Annotated in this window: 15 protein-coding genes and 1 pseudogene; 12 read left to right on the top strand and 4 right to left on the bottom strand. The window is 40.4% G+C overall.

Annotation, left to right across the window (positions count from 1 at the left end; genetic code table 11):
- The first annotated feature begins 26 nt into the window (after window positions 1-26).
- Window positions 27-2,021 (top strand): marine proteobacterial sortase target protein, encoded by a 1,995-nt coding sequence (locus I6E78_RS07135; RefSeq protein ID WP_197182208.1) that lies wholly within the window; start codon window positions 27-29, stop codon window positions 2,019-2,021.
- Window positions 2,018-2,506: pseudogene (locus I6E78_RS18645) on the top strand (class GN sortase); the annotation flags it as partial. The gene I6E78_RS07135 and the pseudogene I6E78_RS18645, both read left to right, overlap by 4 nt.
- Here I6E78_RS18645 and I6E78_RS07130 read toward each other — a convergent pair.
- Window positions 2,506-3,495, bottom strand: a complete 990-nt coding sequence (locus I6E78_RS07130; RefSeq protein ID WP_041454657.1) for a DMT family transporter — start codon at window positions 3,493-3,495, stop codon at window positions 2,506-2,508. The pseudogene I6E78_RS18645 and the gene I6E78_RS07130 sit on opposite strands and share 1 nt — an antisense overlap.
- 118 nt (window positions 3,496-3,613) lie before the next feature.
- Here I6E78_RS07130 and proB point away from each other — a divergent pair, with 118 nt between their 5' ends.
- The 4 genes from proB to I6E78_RS07110 all read left to right on the top strand — a co-directional run bounded on the left by proB (window position 3,614) and on the right by I6E78_RS07110 (window position 7,238).
- The gene (gene proB / locus I6E78_RS07125) at window positions 3,614-4,717 is read left to right on the top strand and encodes a glutamate 5-kinase (RefSeq protein ID WP_011327331.1); all 1,104 of its coding nucleotides are present in this window, start codon (window positions 3,614-3,616) and stop codon (window positions 4,715-4,717) included.
- 176 nt (window positions 4,718-4,893) lie between these two features.
- Window positions 4,894-5,253, top strand: coding sequence for a glutaredoxin family protein (locus tag I6E78_RS07120; protein WP_197182207.1), 360 nt, complete (start codon window positions 4,894-4,896; stop codon window positions 5,251-5,253).
- A gap of 38 nt (window positions 5,254-5,291) precedes the next feature.
- A complete protein-coding gene (gene gltX, locus I6E78_RS07115) occupies window positions 5,292-6,776 on the top strand; it encodes a glutamate--tRNA ligase (protein WP_197182206.1) in 1,485 nt (494 codons plus the stop codon).
- A gap of 162 nt (window positions 6,777-6,938) precedes the next feature.
- The gene (locus I6E78_RS07110; protein WP_011327334.1) at window positions 6,939-7,238 is read left to right on the top strand and encodes a hypothetical protein; all 300 of its coding nucleotides are present in this window, start codon (window positions 6,939-6,941) and stop codon (window positions 7,236-7,238) included.
- Between the two features lie 4 nt (window positions 7,239-7,242).
- Here I6E78_RS07110 and I6E78_RS07105 read toward each other — a convergent pair whose 3' ends face one another.
- Both I6E78_RS07105 and I6E78_RS07100 read right to left on the bottom strand, forming a co-directional pair.
- Complete coding sequence (locus I6E78_RS07105; RefSeq protein ID WP_197182205.1) at window positions 7,243-7,635, bottom strand: hypothetical protein; 393 nt, start codon at window positions 7,633-7,635, stop codon at window positions 7,243-7,245.
- 104 nt (window positions 7,636-7,739) lie between these two features.
- Complete coding sequence (locus I6E78_RS07100; protein WP_231617957.1) at window positions 7,740-8,525, bottom strand: CPBP family intramembrane glutamic endopeptidase; 786 nt, start codon at window positions 8,523-8,525, stop codon at window positions 7,740-7,742.
- Between the two features lie 203 nt (window positions 8,526-8,728).
- On the opposite strand from I6E78_RS07100, the gene I6E78_RS07095 reads away from it, so the two are divergent.
- From I6E78_RS07095 to I6E78_RS07085, 3 genes are all read left to right on the top strand, one after another.
- Entirely contained in the window at window positions 8,729-9,430 is a 702-nt protein-coding gene (locus I6E78_RS07095; RefSeq protein WP_011327338.1) for a DUF3581 domain-containing protein, read from the top strand.
- A gap of 157 nt (window positions 9,431-9,587) precedes the next feature.
- Window positions 9,588-10,835, top strand: coding sequence for a DEAD/DEAH box helicase (locus I6E78_RS07090; protein WP_197182203.1), 1,248 nt, complete (start codon window positions 9,588-9,590; stop codon window positions 10,833-10,835).
- A 105-nt stretch (window positions 10,836-10,940) separates the two neighbouring features.
- The gene (locus I6E78_RS07085) at window positions 10,941-11,153 is read left to right on the top strand and encodes a hypothetical protein (RefSeq protein WP_193038666.1); all 213 of its coding nucleotides are present in this window, start codon (window positions 10,941-10,943) and stop codon (window positions 11,151-11,153) included.
- A gap of 173 nt (window positions 11,154-11,326) precedes the next feature.
- On the opposite strand, the gene I6E78_RS07080 is transcribed toward I6E78_RS07085, so the two are convergent.
- Complete coding sequence (locus tag I6E78_RS07080; protein ID WP_011327340.1) at window positions 11,327-12,283, bottom strand: methylenetetrahydrofolate reductase; 957 nt, start codon at window positions 12,281-12,283, stop codon at window positions 11,327-11,329.
- A gap of 271 nt (window positions 12,284-12,554) precedes the next feature.
- On the opposite strand from I6E78_RS07080, the gene I6E78_RS07075 reads away from it, so the two are divergent.
- From I6E78_RS07075 to I6E78_RS07065, 3 genes are all read left to right on the top strand, one after another.
- Window positions 12,555-15,434, top strand: coding sequence for a M16 family metallopeptidase (locus I6E78_RS07075; RefSeq protein WP_086997831.1), 2,880 nt, complete (start codon window positions 12,555-12,557; stop codon window positions 15,432-15,434).
- A 172-nt stretch (window positions 15,435-15,606) separates the two neighbouring features.
- Complete coding sequence (cysE, locus tag I6E78_RS07070) at window positions 15,607-16,425, top strand: serine O-acetyltransferase (protein ID WP_011327343.1); 819 nt, start codon at window positions 15,607-15,609, stop codon at window positions 16,423-16,425.
- A gap of 18 nt (window positions 16,426-16,443) precedes the next feature.
- Complete coding sequence (locus I6E78_RS07065; protein ID WP_086997834.1) at window positions 16,444-17,091, top strand: hypothetical protein; 648 nt, start codon at window positions 16,444-16,446, stop codon at window positions 17,089-17,091.
- The last annotated feature ends 6 nt before the right edge of the window (window positions 17,092-17,097 follow it).

Genomic DNA, 17,097 nt, shown 5'->3' with positions numbered 1-17,097 from the left:
ATTAAAGCCTTCGATGGAGTGATTTTATGTTTTTTTTGAGTAAACCAAGCAAAGTGCTTACCCTTAAATGGGTAAGCCTTTTTACACTGGGTATACTGGTGATGTTAACGAGCTTTAAAAGCCACGCACACTCTCCCAAGTTAGAACTTTTTGATAGCAGCGGCGCACAAGCAGGCCCTGCAATAATATTAAAAAGTGATGCAAATATGACATTAACCGGACTTATAAATCATGTTGTAGTTAAACAAACTTATCAAAACCAAAACCCGTTTGCTGTTAATGCGCGTTATGTGTTTCCGCTGCCCGATGAAAGCGCAGTACATGCTATGACCATGCGTATTGGCGAGCGAGTAATTAAGGGCCAAATTGATAAAAAAGTGGCGGCCGAAAAAAAATACGCAGAAGCCAAACAGGCCGGCAAGCAAGCAGCACTAGTACGCCATCAACGCGCTAATATGTTTATTACAAACGTAGCTAATATAGCCCCTGGGGAGCAGGTTATTATTGAGCTGGAATATCAAGAAATAATTGATTACAGCAGCGGCACCTTTACAGTGCGCTTTCCGGGCACAATCACACCGCGTTATCATGTAACCCAAGGTGAAATTGACATAAATAAAGAAAGCCAAAAACCAACTAACTCGCTACCACATGGTTGGCTAAGCCCAGTTTATAGCACGCAAAAAAATGACGATAAGCCAAGTAGTCAGTTTAATTTAAACTTAGATATAGACGTAGGTTTAGAGCTGGTAGATATAAATTCTAAATTTCATAATGTAAATATTCAAAACACTGCATTTGGACAATACTCAATAGAGTTAAATGAGCAAAATGCGCTAAACCGCGACTTTGTGCTGGAGTTTAAACCACTGCAAAAAGAGCAAGCCCAAGCTGCATTTTTTACCGAGCAGTTTGAAAATGGCGAGCGCTACGGGCTCGCTATGCTAATGCCGCCTGCAGATAACTTTATAGCAACGCAGCGATTAGCCCGCGAAACAGTATTTGTAGTCGATACTTCGGGCTCTATGCATGGGCAGTCTATGGAGCAAGCTAAAAACGCATTGTTTTATGCGCTCTCGCTGCTAGACAGTAACGACAGTTTTAACATTATAGGGTTTGATAATGTAGTAACCCTAATGAGCGATAAACCTTTAGTTGCAAGTGGCTTTAATTTACGCCGCGCAGAGCGCTTTATATATGGGTTACAAGCCGACGGCGGTACAGAAATACAAGGCGCACTTGATGCCGTTTTAGATGGTTCGCAGTTTGATGGTTTTGTACGCCAAGTAATATTTTTAACCGATGGTAGCGTAAGCAACGAAGATGCACTGTTTAAAAGTATTCAAGCTAAATTAGGCGATAGCCGCTTATTTACAGTTGGTATTGGCAGCGCCCCCAATAGCTTTTTTATGCGCCGTGCGGCAGATGTAGGCAAGGGCTCGTTTACTTTTATAGGCAGCACTAGCGAGGTGCAACCTAAAATGCAGCAGTTATTTGATAAGCTCGCACATCCTGCAATTACTAATTTAGCGCTAAGCGATGAAAACGGTAATAGCCTAGACTTTTGGCCTTCGCCACTGCCAGATCTCTATTTTAATGAGCCAATAATGGTGGCTATAAAGCTCAATAATGCTAGTAATGTAATATTAAACGGGCAAACTGCACAAGGGCCTATTAGTATTAACCTGAACATACAAGCAGGCTCAAATGCTAAAGGAATTGCTAAGCTGTGGGCTCGTCAAAAAATTAAGTCGTTGCTGCTCTATAACTCACAAAATGCAGTTAAAGACGAAGTGCAACAATTGGCGCTTACTCATCAATTACTCAGCCCATTTACGGCTTTTATAGCAATAGAGCAAACACAAATCAATCCAATAGCAGAACAAACAGCTAATGCTACTAACGCAGTTCCTCAGGGTATGGCAATGCGTTTGCCACAAACCGATGGGCAAAGCAAAGTACATATAATATTAGGAATTTTATTGTTAAGTGGGTTTGTGCTAGTAAGGCGTTTTAAATGAAAAAGTGGCTAAGCGCGGGGCTATTAATACTTGGTTTGGGGTTATTTGGTCATGGCGCTTACATGCAAGGCAAAGCATGGCTGGCGCAATTACTAATTGAACAGGCCTGGCAGCAGGCTCTTAAAACGCCTGAAGCAAAAGTTAAGCCATGGTTTTACGCCGATAGTTATGTAACCGCACAATTAAATTGGCCGGCGCATAATGAAAAACTCACCGTATTAGCAGGTGCTAGCGGGCGTAATTTAGCCTTTGCGCCCAGCCACTTTTTACCCGCAGCAGAGCTTGGTAGTAAACAAGCTGGGGCACTCATTGCAGGGCATAACGACACTCACTTTGCTTTTTTACAGCACGTTAAAGTGGGAGAGCAGTTTACCCTGCAATTACAAAATGGCACCTTGCAGCATTATAAAGTAACCGGCAGCGAGGTAATTCATGAGTCAGAAAACACATTTTTATACACTGCACAATTGTATTTACTAACGTGCTACCCTTTTGACGCGTTAGCATCGGGAACCGAATTTAGGCTATTGGTTTCGGCCGATATGATATCGGAGGTAGTAAGATCGGTGGAAATATCCTCGCCCGACTCGGCGCTGGGGATATCAACCACTAATTCTTGATGACGTTGGCTGATCATTACGCCAACAAATACCACAAATATACTCAGCCACTGCCACAAGTTAAGCACTTCATTTAAAATGATGGCCGAAAGAATCAGCGTAAATATAGGAATTAAATTTGAATAAGCCGCTGCGGTTAATACCGATACCTTACTAATAGCGTAGTTATACATACCATAACCGCCTAAAGTAACAAACGAGCCTAAATATAAAATACTTAATAAAGCGGTTATATTGTGTTGATTTTCGCTTGGTAGGTCGATAAAAAGCAAAAACGGTGCAAAAAATAAACTGCCACTAATGCCTTGCAGCGCTATAAGCGTTAACGGTGAATAACGACTCGCTAAGTGTTTAATGCAAACGGTATAAAACGCCGCACATACCATGGCCATAAGTTCTAAAAAATTACCTAATAATGGGTTAGGCGCTTGATCGGAGTTTGGTGAAAGCACAGTGAGCAAAATGCTGCCACCAATACAAAAAGTAAAGCCAATAATAATAGATTTACTGATGTATTCTTTAAGCATAAAAAAAGCCAGTACAGCAATAATAATAGGCAAGCACGACACAATTACCCCCGCCTGCGATGCCGAGGTATATTCCATTGCATGGCCTTCAAATAAAAAGTACAAGCAAGGCTCAGCCAGCGACATAGCAATTAAATACTTCCAGTCACCAACTCTGTATTCAAAGCGTATTACATAGCGCCATAAGCACAGCGATAAAAATAATGTGGTTAGCATGCGTAAAAATATCACCAAAGCGGGGTCGTAAATAGCAATGGCATACTTAAGTGCAATAAAGGAACTACCCCATAAAAAGGTGGCAATAATTAAACATAAACTGGCAGGCATAGCAGGTAATTTACACAATTGAATAAAATCAGATCCTAGCATGAATATATTTTACTTGTTGAAAAATACCCAGCTGGTATAAATAAATTCATCTTTAATTATTCAGTAGTAAAAATAAATGCAAAGGGATCAGGTAATCGTTGTAAAGCTAGGTACAAGCGTACTGACTGGCGGCACCGATAAGCTAGATAAAGCGCATATGGTTGAACTAGTGCGCCAATGTTGTGAGCTTAAAAAGCAAGGGCATCACGTTATTTTAGTTTCGAGCGGAGCCGTGGCGGCCGGACGAGAGCAATTACTAAAGCCCTGTGGCCGCAGCGTAATAGATAAGCAAATGCTAGCAGCAGTTGGTCAAGGCCAGCTCATTCATATTTGGCAAAGCTTGTTTGCTTTGTATGGTGTAAACGTAGGGCAAATGCTGTTAACCCGCGCCGATGTTAACGACAGAGAGCGCTATTTAAATGCCCGCGATACACTAAATGCATTATTAAACTACGACGTAGTGCCCATCATTAACGAAAATGATGCGGTTGCTACTAGTGAAATAAAAGTAGGCGATAACGATAATTTATCAGCGTTGGTGGCTATTTTAGCTAATGCCAATAAGCTGTTATTGCTTACCGATCAAGAAGGATTATTTACCAGCGATCCGCGCACTAATGCCGATGCCACATTAATTGGTGAAGTGAGTGATATTAACGACGAATTGCGCCAGCTTGCTGGTGGTAGTGGCACAAACTTGGGCACCGGCGGTATGGCAACCAAACTGCAAGCAGCCGACATTGCAAGGCGTGCTGGGGTTGAGGTTATAATTGCCAAAGGTGCGGGTAAAAATGTCATTTTAAAATGTATGAGCGAGCAACTGCCCGGCACACGTTTTTTAAAGCTCACTGCGCCAAAAGAAGGGCGTAAAAAGTGGTTACTCGCTGGACCTAAAAGTAGCGGGCAAATTGTTATTGATGCCGGTGCAATAACCGCGCTGCAAACTAAAGGTGCAAGCTTACTTGCTAAAGGCGTGACCAATGCGTTGGGGGCATTTGAGCGCGGCGATCTAATAAGTGTAATAAATAGCGACAAACAACTTATTGCTCGTGGGTTAACCCGCTTTAGCAGCAGCGAAGTTAATAAAATTAAAGGCGCGCACTCTAAGCAAATAGGTGAGTTACTTGATTACGATGGCGGGGCAGAAGTACTGCATCGCGATGACTTAATTTTACTGTAATAAAAAGCAGTATAGCTGAATAAATAAGCCCCCATTTTAGTAGCTAAATAATTAACCTGACCCGAGGTTGAGCTTACAAAGCTCAAATATACTGGCTGAGTATATTTGAGCTTTTTTGCTGCTATTTTTGTGTTAAAATCTGGCACCTTAAATTTGTTGTAAATAGAGTGCAGTTAATGAAATTAGTTCGTTGGTTATTAGGAAGTATAATTTTATTCTTTAATTTTGTATTTACGCCACGTAGTAAAAAACGTGCTCCAGAAGTGCAACAGCAGCTTGATCAGCAAACCGCACAATTTAAGCTTTATCAATTTAAAGCATGCCCGTTTTGTGTAAAAGTGCGCCGTGCTATTAAGCGCGAAGGCCTTAAAATAGAAGCGCGTGATGCAAAAAGTAATGAGCAATATCGTCAAGAACTGCTAGAACAAGGCGGAAAAGTTAAAGTGCCTTGTCTGCGCATCGAGCAAAATGGCCAAGTAACTTGGCTATACGAATCAAACGATATTATTGCTTATATAAATAAAGTAGCAGCATAAATAACTTTACCATCTCACTTATTAAAAGAGACATTACCATGACAATTCGCACCCGTGTTGCCCCGTCGCCAACTGGCGACCCGCATCTTGGCACCGCTTATATCGCCTTATTTAATTACTGTTTTGCTAAACAGCAAGGTGGTGAATTTGTACTTCGCATTGAAGATACCGACCAAGTACGTAGCACTGCCGAGTCAGAGCAAGCAATTATGGATAGTTTGCGTTGGTTAGGACTCGAGTGGGATCATGGCCCAGATGTGGGCGGTGAGTTTGGCCCGTACCGCCAGTCTGAGCGTAGCGATTTATACAAAAAATACGCACACCAACTCGTTGACGACGGCAAAGCATTTTACTGTTTTGCAACAAGCGAAGAGCTGGATAAAATGCGCGAAGAGCAAATGGCAGAAGGTCTACGCCCTAAATACGACGGCCGTGGCTTAAACCACACAGACGACGAAATTAAAGCAAACCTAGCAGCGGGTAAACCTTACGTTATACGTATGAAAATCCCTAGCGAAGGCACTTTTAAATTTAACGACTACCTACGCGACGAAATTGAGATCCCGTGGGAAAACGTCGATATGCAAGTGCTATTAAAAGCTGATGGCTTCCCAACTTACTTTTTAGCGAACGTAGTTGACGACCACCATATGCAAATTAGCCATATTTTCCGTGGCGAAGAGTGGATTAACTCAGCGCCTAAACTATTAAAACTTTACGAAGATTTTGGTTGGGAAGCGCCAGTACTTGGGCATTTACCGCTACTGCGTAACCCAGATAAGTCAAAACTGTCTAAGCGTAAAAACCCAACCTCTATTAACTACTATAAAGAAATGGGTTACCTGCCAGAAGCCGTGCTTAACTATTTAGGCCGCATGGGTTGGTCAATGCCAGATGAGCGTGAAAAATTCACTCTTAACGAAATGATTGAAAACTTCGATATGAAGCGCGTGTCACTAGGTGGCCCAGTATTCGACGTAGATAAACTTAGTTGGTTAAACGGCATGTGGATCCGCGAAAACCTAACTGACGAGCAGTTAATTCAGCGCTTTGTTGATTGGAAGTTTAATGGCGAAATGCTAGCTAAAGTATTACCAGAAGCCAAAGCACGTATTAACACATTGTCGGACTTAGTTGACTTAGCAGGGCACTTTGTAGGCGGTATACCTACTTATGATCCTGCGCTATTAACAGCGGGCAAAGCCGATGAAGACGTAATTCGCCAAGCACTACAATTTTTTGTATGGCAGCTAGAAGGCCTACGTAGCTTTGATAAACCAGCTATTTTTGCCATTGCAAAAGAAGTAGCAACGTTCCACGAGCTTAAAATTAAAGACTTTTTAGAGCCGGTTTTTGTGGCAATTACGGGTAAAACGTCATCTACCTCTGTGCTTGATGCTATGGAAATATTAGGCTCTGACCTATCGCGTGCTCGTTTACGTGTAGCATTGGCGCATTTAGGTATTTCTAAAAAGCAGGCTAAAAATATCGAACGTGCCTACCGCGAATACCCAAGTGCATAATTGCTAAATAATGCATTTTTAAAAGCCGAGCTTAGTAAATAAGTTCGGCTTTTTTGTTTCAGGTTGTTTAGTTATATGACATCGTATTTTGATATTGTTTAGTCTAAGCATTCATAATTTACTAAATGCTACCATGCGGCATATAAACTCATAGGAGGCAGTATGATTGCAACCGTTAAAAACAAAGCCATTTTTAGCAGTAATACATTTTCGATAAACCTTGTTACTTACCCAACTAATCACAGCGTAATGAACCACATTGATCCGGTGCAGCAAGGGCGCTATTACAAACTCAACTTTGTATTAGTAAAACCTAAAAGCGGTGGGGTGTTTAAATGCGCTAAATGTATTATTAACTGGTTTAATAGGGTGTATTTATTTAGGCCCGATAAGTACGAACACAGCGTATCTAAAATCGAGTCTGGAAAGCGTGTGCTACTGAGCTTTGCACTTAATATATGATTTATTAATAGTCGTAGGCCTGTCCGGTACATAAAACAGATAGGTCGCAATACGATATAGAGGTTTCGCTACAAGAGTTAATAGTAAAAGCATTTGCGCCTCTGCGCATGGCATCAGCTTTAAGTAAATCAATAGCATTTGATTTAGAACGGTTATAGCTTACATTATTGTTACCCATACCATCGCCATCACAGCTTTCACCTGCTATTCGGCCTAAAAGTGTAGCGCCACTTTCGTGTGCTTCTTGGTCGCTGTAAAACTGCTGCAAATCTCTTTTATTAACGTAGGTACCAATTTCTTGAGATAAAACGTCGTTGTCTATATCAGTATGAAAAGTCATGTTTGAGCAACCACTTAAAGTAGCCAGTGCAGTTATTATTGCCATAAAACGTAGCATATTAATTAGTCCTTTAATTTATTGTTTGAAGTAGTAAATTACTAACAAAATCGAATGTGGGCAATGTTTACTACTGAGTAAATTGTTAGTATTTGTAAATGACTTTATATGCACTCGGTTTTACTTAGCATAGGATAAGTAAACAAAAAGAAATGACAAATATTTACTAACCAATGGCATAAAATAGCCCACTCTAAACGCTGCGTTTTATAAAAAACATAGCCATATCCCAAACCTGCAATAAATGAAACTAATACATAGCTAACTCCCCCAGCAAAATGTGCCAAAGCAAAAATACCTGCAGTAATTACAGGCGCAAATATTGCCGAGCGGGTAGGCGTAATAATTTGGCTAAGCTTGGTTTGTAATAAGCCTCTAAATAAAGCTTCCTCAGCAACACAGGTAAATAAAAGGTTTATAGCAATAAATGCTAACCAGAAGTCAGGTACCTTAGGGTTAAAGCTTACCAGCCCAAGCATTAAAGCTGCAGTAAGTGCGGCTAAAATGGTAGTAATAATTATTAAAATAGGGGGGTTAATTAATGAAGTCGTCTTTTTAGACTCTGCTTTTAAAGGCTTTATATTTGAATAAAAGTAAGCACAAAGAAAGAGGCCAGCCATAGCTTTATCAAAATTAGCATAAAGGGTAAAAGCAATTGCATCGCTGGTAATATGCTCGTTTATAGCAATAGGAAGGTTGTTAAAACCAGGCACCCAATGAAGCGCTAATGCCAATGAGGAAACTATAAAAACAGTGCTTAAAATAGCGCGTATTATTGTTTGCTTTGTATATAGCACAAAGTGATATAAAGCAACGTAAAGCCCAGTACTGAGTAGTCCATATAAATTTATATAACCCTCAAAATACGCACATATAACACTTAAAGCCATTAAGTAGTGCCAAAGTGGTTGCCGTATTATTGATACTTTACAGTACGGAAAAACACATATAATCGATAATGCTAATAAATAAAAAGTCATTATTTTTTTATTACTCTGTTTTATTTAGTAACTAATCTAACAGATTCGACCTCTCATTTTATTTTTTCTGTTAGTATAGCCAGGTTATAAGCCGTTTAAGTAGTGAACACCCTATGTTAAGTCCTTTTTATCAGCAACATGCTGATTATGTTTCGATCTCTCGTGAGCAAGGCTGTCGTTTCGCCAAGTGTATTGCTGATGATTACAACCCACTTCACGATAAAGATGCGAAGAAATTTTGTGCTCCAGGAGACTTACTTTTTTCATTAGTATTAGATCGTTACGGTATTAGTGAACGCATGGAGTTTACTTTTGCGGGTATGGTTGACGAAAATACCAAACTTAGCTTCCCAGCTGAGGCCGATGAGTTTGATGTAACAAACGGTGATAAAGTAATTTTAAAGGTAAAACGCGAAGGTAAAACCAGCAAATGCCCAGCACTTACTAATAGCTTGATTAAAAATTATGTTGAGTTTTCAGGCGCAGCGTTTCCGCACGTGATTATTCCGCTCATGGGTAAGCAAGAGGTAATGATTAACCCTGCACGCCCGATGATTATTTACGAATCGATGATTATAAATCTTGATACTGTTGAAATTAGTGCACCGACACTTGAATTTGCAGAGCCTAGTTTTGAATACGCAGGTAAACGCGGCAAAATTACTTTGCGCTTTAATTTGCTAGAAAACGGTAAAAAAGTGGGTTTTGGTGAAAAGCACATGGTGGTATCGGGTATTCGCGAGTACTGCCAAGCTACGGTTGATGATTTGATTGCTTTTTACAACGAGCGCAAAGCAAATTTAAAACCAGCTTAAAAACGAGATGAATTTTAAAAGGTGCTATTTAGCGCCTTTTTTATTGGCACAAATAAAAGCAGATAAATACGATTAAATAGTTTTCTCAAGCACTCTAATTTACGGCATGAGTGAATATGAGTACAATAGCGCTCTTTGTCATTTTAAAGCTAAGCCTATGTCTGCCACTACGTTCTCATCACTTAATCTCGACCCGTTGTTATTAACTGCGATTGAGCAAAATAATTACACTCAACCTACCGCAATTCAGATTAAAACCATCCCGCCTATTTTAGCGGGCAGTGATGTAATGGGCAGTGCACAAACTGGCACAGGTAAAACCGCAGCGTTTGTACTACCACTGCTACACAAACTTTTAAACACCCTTAAAAAAGATGAGCCAGGTGTTGCTCGCGTGGTAATTTTAACGCCAACTCGCGAACTTGCTCAGCAAGTATTTGCCAGCTTTGAAAAATATGCCCAAGGCACCAATATTAAAGGGGCATTAGCGTATGGCGGCGCAAGCATAGGCCCACAAATAAAAGCCCTAAAAGATGCGCAAGTAATAGTAGCCACCCCGGGGCGCTTACTCGATCATATTGTTAAAGGCAGTGTGGTGCTTTCAAGTGTTGACTCACTGGTGTTTGATGAAGCCGATCGTATGCTTGATATGGGATTTATTGACGAAATTAAACGTATATTGCGCCATATTCCAGGCGATCGCCAAACTTTGTTATTTTCGGCGACTTTTGATGACAGCGTATTTGCGCTTAGTAAAAAACTACTTAAAAACCCAGAATTAGTTGAAGTTGATAAACGCAACTCAGCAGCAGTTGAGGTTGAGCAAGTAATTTACTCAGTAGACGAGGATCGCAAGCGCGAGCTGGTATCGCACATGATCGGCATGAAAAATTGGCGCCAAGTGCTTATTTTTACTCGCACCAAACAAATGGCCGACCAACTGGCTAAAGAAATGTGTAAAGACGGTTTAAAAACCGAGTCAATCCATGGTGATAAATCACAAGGCGCACGCGACCGTGCACTACAAAACTTTAAAGAAGGCATTACCCGTGTATTAGTTGCTACCGATGTAGCCGCACGTGGTTTGGATATTCCGACACTTAGGTTTGTAATTAACTTTGAACTGCCATACATAGCCGAAGACTACGTACATCGCATTGGCCGTACAGGTCGCGCTGGTGAGCAAGGGCTTGCAATGTCGCTAGTAAGTATTGACGAGCAATGGTTACTTGAAGAAATAGAAGTACTGTTAGATACCCGCTTAACGCCACAGTGGCTAGCAGGCTACGAGCCAGATCCAAACAAAAAGCCAAAAGATAACCGCAAAAACACCAATAAATCACGAAAAGACCGCGATAAAAAACGCATTACAGGACAAAGAGAGCCAAGTAGAAGACGTAAATAACAGTTTTTTAGTTTTGGCTTTCAATTGTCAGTGAAATAATACGACCCCGAAAAATAGCCTCGGGGCTGTATTAGGCTAAATTTAGCATTTAAAAGGAATTAATTTATGAACAAAGTTACTAAAATATGGTTGCTGTATTCAGGCATAGGTTTAGTTTTATCGCTGGTAATAATAAGTTTATTAGATATTTTTACCAGCTTTAGGTTTATATCTAACGAAGGAGTTATTTTTGGTGTTATGTGCGCTGCTATGGGAGCAGCGTTAAAAAGCTATTCAGGGCAAAAGGTTAGTAACAAAAGCGGCCAGCAACAAAAGTAAACATAGTTAACATTGATAATAAAGCGCAAAATGCATTTAGCACATAACTGCTAATTCCCCCTTACCTTTAACTAAATACGTTACTTCTCAAATTTAAAATAAAAAAAGGCAAGCTATAAGGCTTGCCAAAGAGTGTAACTAATTAATCTGGTTTTGTATTAAATGCTTAGCCCTTAAGCTATTAACTTTTCAGCTAGATTTAATTCCATGGTGGCTTTTAATAAGCGGTATAAGTTAATTGATGCGTCAATTTCTTCTTTACGGTTAGTTAAGCTTTCTATATTTAAGCCCAGCGGCACGTTTAAATGCGCACAGCTTTTAAGTATTAAATCGAGATTTTCGCGGCAAATACGTACCGATTCACTCAGCGTATTGTTCGCATCAAGCATGCGCCATTTAGTGGCCTCTGGCACTGAGATCCCCAACCATTGCATAAACTCTAAGGTTTTTTCGCCGCCGCACGGAGTAAAAGTTAAAATAAGGCGCTTAGGCTCAAGCCCTTGTGCTTTACAACTACGTGCATAGCTAGTTATTAACTCTATTGTTGCTTGTGCGTCGTAAACCGCTTGCGAAATAAAGAACTTACAGCCTTGAGCGGTTTTTTCTATTAGGCGCTCGTGTTCATTACGTTTATTAGAATGACGCTCTGCAATAGTAACGCCGCCTAAAAAGAAGTCATCAGATTGCTCTGCCAGCGTTTTATACGCATCTGGTAGGCTTAGTTTTATATCGCCTATCGATGATGGGCTACCTACTAAAACAATATTTTTTAAATCGTAGTCGTTTTTAGTTTCACTTAGCCAATCTTTAAACTCGTTCGCACTGCGTTGCGCCACACTTTTATAGGTAATTACATCAAGGTGCGATAAGCCACGTAATAGGTTGCTGTATTCACGTGGATCGACAGTTTGCCTAAATGGAAACGGACGCGCTTGATTAGTACGGCTGCTTTCGTCTTGAATGTCGTAAATTATTACGCCGTCGTATTCAATTTCGTGTAGGCGACCCAATAGCTTTTCTGCAATGGTTTTTAGTTGCGCTTTATCGGTACCAATTTTTGGCGGCGTAGTACCAATAAGGTATACGCCTTGATTGCTATCTTCTATTTTCTCTTGAAGTGATAAAGCCATAATCCTCATTCCAGCTTAGTTTGTTACGATGGAATTAATATAGCAGCCATTTAGATGGCTAGATAGCTTTATTTAATGAAAATTTTTCAATCGTAGTGAGGTTTATTCATACAAGCTCGTTACCAATTAGTAAATTTGATACAGTTGTTTACATAATAACAACGCTTTAGGCTCTTATTATTGGCGGCTTTGCGGCATAATCAGATGGTACTTTTTATTAAACTAGCTCAACGTTTAGCGATTAAAATTGATTGCTATAAAAGGAAAAACAATGAAATTTAAATTTTTAGCAACCAGTTTAGCGGTATCGCTGGCACTGTCGGGTTGCGCTATTGAACAAAATCAAACGAGCCAAGCAGTAACACAACAACAAACAAACACTACGGGCGAGGGCGTTTTTTCACAAGACTACTTACTAGAAGAGCTTGAAAATGGCTTGCGCGTTATGGTGGTTAAAACCGATTACCCTGATGTAGTCTCGTTGCAAATTCCTGTATCGGTAGGATCACGTAATGAAACGCAAGCGGGCAAAACGGGCTTTGCGCATTTTTTTGAACACATGATGTTTAAAGGCTCTGAAAAATTTCCTGAGGCTGTGTATTCAAGTATTTTAAAAAATTCTGGCGTTGATAACCGCGCTTACACCACCAACGATTACACTAACTATCATTTAAACTTTTCAAAGCAGCATCTTGATAAAGTACTTGAACTTGAAGCTGATATTTTTCAAAATTTAACCTATACCGAAGAGCAATTTAGAACCGAAGCGCAAACGGTAAAAGGCGAGTACTTAAAAAATAATGCCAGCCCAGTGCGTAAATTACTTAGCGCAGTACGCGAAGAGGCCTTTGAGCAACACACTTATAAACACACCACTATGGGCTTTTTTAAAGACATAGAAGCCATGCCTGATCAAATGGCTTATGGTAAAGAATTTTTTGCCAAATTTTATAAGCCCGAATATGTATCACTCGTAATTGTGGGTGATGTAGACCCAAAAGCCACTATGGCTATGGTTAAAAAACACTGGGGTGCGTGGAAAAAGGGTGACTATGTTGCCGACATTAAAGCAGAGCCAACACAGCAAGCGCCAAAATATAGTCATCAACAAAACCCAGGCTTACCAGGGCATTGGTTATTAGTATCGTATAAAGGCACTGCGTGGGAGCCGGCTAAAAAAGACAGAGCTGCGCTTGATTTACTCTCGCAGCTTTATTTTTCAAACAACTCAGATTTATACCAAGAGCTAGTGGTAGATAAACAAATTGCCAGCCAAATGTTTAGCTATAACCCAGAAACCAAAGATCCGGGTTTACTGCATGTATTTGTAAAAGTAGAAAAAGCAGACGATTTAGCCAAAGTACGCGATGCAATCAATCGTACCTACGCCCAAGCGCGTACTGAGTTAGTAGATAGCCAAAAACTCAGCGACTTAAAATCTAACCTTAAATACAGCTTTATAAATGGTTTAGATTCGTCGCAAGCAATTGCTGCAACCCTTGCAAGCTATATGCATTTTGAGCGTGACCCTAGGGTAATAAACCAGCTATATAAAACCTCAGATGAAATAACAGCTGAAGATATTAAAGCAATTGCTAACAAGTATTTTGTTGATAATGCACGCACTACCGTGACTATGTCGGCACTTGATAAAGCGCCAAATTTTGAGCAAGAGGTTGATTTAAACGCACTGGTTGCAAAACTGGAGCAAGCACCTCAGGCTGCTGCATTTAAAGTGCTAGATAAAACTAACAGCTCGCCATTAATCGACGTTAACTTTTTATTCAATACCGGGGCTGCTGCTGACCCGCAAGGTAAAAAAGGCCTTGGCGCATTAACTGCAGCTATGCTGGCGCAAGGTGGCTCACAATCAACAAGCTATAAAGATATTAAACAAGCACTTTATCCGCTGGCAGGTAGCTTTGGTTATCAAATAGATAAAGAAATGCTGTCGTTTCAAGGGCGTATTCATAAAGATAACGCTGCTAAGTGGTATGCATTAGTGAGCGATCAGTTACTTAATCCCGGTTTTAGAGAAGATGACTTTAAGCGCCTTAAAAAAGAGCTAATTGACGGTATTAAATCGGGCTTAAAAGCATCTAACGATGAAGAACTAGGTAAAGAAGTACTCTACAGCGCGCTTTACAAAGGCCATCCTTATGAAAGCTACAACTATGGTGATATTTCAGATTTAGAAGCACTTACGCTTGATGATGTTAAAACGTTTTATAACACAGAGCTTACGCAATCTAAGCTAACACTTGGCTTAATTGGTGCAGTACCGGAAAAACTAAAAGCCACTATGCTAGCTGATTTAGCAGGCCTGCCTAAAGGCGAGCAAAGCCGTTTAAGTATTCCTGATGCGCCTGAGCTTAAAGGCCATCATGCTACTATTGTTGAAAAGAGTGCGCAGTCGACAGCGGTATCGTTTGGTTTTCCAATTGATACAATAAGAAGTAGTGAGGACTGGACTGCACTGTGGTTAGTGCGTTCTTACTTTGGTGAGCACCGTAGTTCTAACAGCTTTTTATATGAGCGTATTCGTGAAACCCGTGGCATGAACTATGGCGATTACGCGTACATTGAATACTTTCCGCGTGGTATGTTTCAAACTAAGCCTGATGCAAACCTAGGGCGCTCTGAGCAAATATTTCAAGTGTGGTTACGCCCACTTCGCTCTAATAACGATGCGCATTTTGCGACTCGTACCGCCTTGTTTGAGCTTGATAAGCTAATTAAAAATGGCATGAGTGAAGACGACTTTGAAGCCACGCGTAACTTTTTAATTAACTTTGTGCCGCAAATGGTGGCAAGCCAAAATCGCCAACTAGGTTATGCACTTGATAGCGAGTTTTACAATACCGACAGCTTTGTAAGTTACGTAACTAACAAACTTAAAACGCTAACAGTAAAGGATGTAAACCGCGTTATTAAAGATAATCTACAAACCGATAATATCCATTATGTATTTATTACCGGTGACGGCGCTGATATGCAAAAGCGTTTAGCGCCTGAGCAAACATCGCCAATGGTTTATAATACCGATAAACCAGCAGAGCTTGTTGCAGAAGATAAAGTGATTGCCGATTACAAATTAGCTATTCCGGCAAAAAATATTGCAGTAATAGCAGTAGATAAAGTATTTAAGTAAGTTTAAACTTAAAAAACTAAATGCTCCAACTGTTTTAAATAGTTGGGGCATTTTTGTTTTATAAAAATAGTTATATCTAATAACCACAACAAATAACTAAGGGATTAACACCTTAGTGACTAAATCCGTTAAACTTAGCAAAAGGCTCTTTTTGATCAACAAAGGCAGTAATATGCGACATGAAATTTGGCAACAGCTTCGCAGCGAAGCAAATGAAGTAGTAAAACGCGAACCTCTTTTAGCGAGCCATGTTTATTCGTGTATTTTGAACCATGAATGTTTAGGGGCGGCGCTGAGTTTTATTGTTGCTAATAAATTGGCAGATGCGGTGGTGTCGGCATTTACTATTCGTGAGCTATTTGATCAGTCGTTTGTAAGGTGTGAGCGTATGCTAACGCACGTTGCTCACGATATTAAAGCGGTAAAAGATCGTGACCCTGCAGCCGAAACTTACCTTACGGTAATATTAAATTTAAAAGGCTTCCATGCTATTCAGGCGCATCGTTTAGCTAATTGTTTGTGGACGCAAAACCGTAAAGAGTTGGCGCGCTTTATTCAAAGCCGTAGCTCAGAAGTATTTGGCGTTGATATTCATCCTGCTTGTAAAGTGGGTAAAGGAATAATGTTTGACCATGCAACCGGTATTGTTATTGGTGAAACGGCGGTAATTGAAGATAACGTATCAATACTGCAGTCGGTTACTTTAGGTGGCACGGGCAATGAGCAAGGCGATCGCCACCCTAAAATTAGAGCCGGGGTACTTATTGGTGCTGGGGCTAAAATATTAGGCAATATTGAAGTGGGTGCGGGCGCGCGTATTGGCGCAGGCTCTGTTGTGCTAAGTAATGTACCGCCACACACTACAGCGGTAGGTGTACCGGCAAAAATTATTGGTCGCCCAGATTGCGAATGCCCTGCAAAAAGTATGAACCAAAACTTTTTAGCTAAACCTGAGCCTGAAAATGAATCGCATACTAGCTCTATGCTATAAAGTAATGAGCAATTTAAAATGCTAAACAAAAGTAACTTACTTGGCCTGTGCTGTTTTATTTTAGGCGTAGGATTAACCAGTGGTTACTTTTTGTTTTTACATTCTATGCCTATTCAAGCGCAACAAAGCCAGCCGTTTCCTTATAAAAGTATTGTTATAAAGCAAGCTAACGATGAGTCACTCAATAGTACTGACGAGCATGTTAACCCTGCCGATGGTAACTCCCAGGCTGAGAGTATTGCGCCATATACGCATAAAATTGCCACGCTTACCAATGAGCTTGAGCTTAAAACCAAACAACTTAAACGCGTTGAACAAGCGTTAAAATTAGCGCAACTAGATCAGCTTGATTTTGCTAAGCAGTTAGAAGAGAAGTTTATAGCTGAGGATGAAAATAGCCAGTGGAGCTACGAAGTAGAAACCGCGCTAACTGATTTTTTAATTACCAGCGATTTAAGTAATACCGCGCAACTAACTAGTTTAGAGTGCAAACAAACACTTTGTAAGTTTAGCCTAGTTGCCGATAAAACTAATCAGCAAGGGCATGTGCAGTGGCGCGAGCTGAACGATAAATTAGCGCTAATGCCATGGTGGCAGCAATTTAAGCTCACTTCGTCAAATTCAACCGATGAACAGATAGATTTTATAGTGAGTACTAAAGAGTAAGACGCT

The organism is Pseudoalteromonas sp. NZS127 (assembly GCF_015864805.1).
Taxonomy (GTDB): domain Bacteria; phylum Pseudomonadota; class Gammaproteobacteria; order Enterobacterales; family Alteromonadaceae; genus Pseudoalteromonas; species Pseudoalteromonas nigrifaciens.
This window is presented reverse-complemented; position numbering and strand designations above follow the sequence as displayed.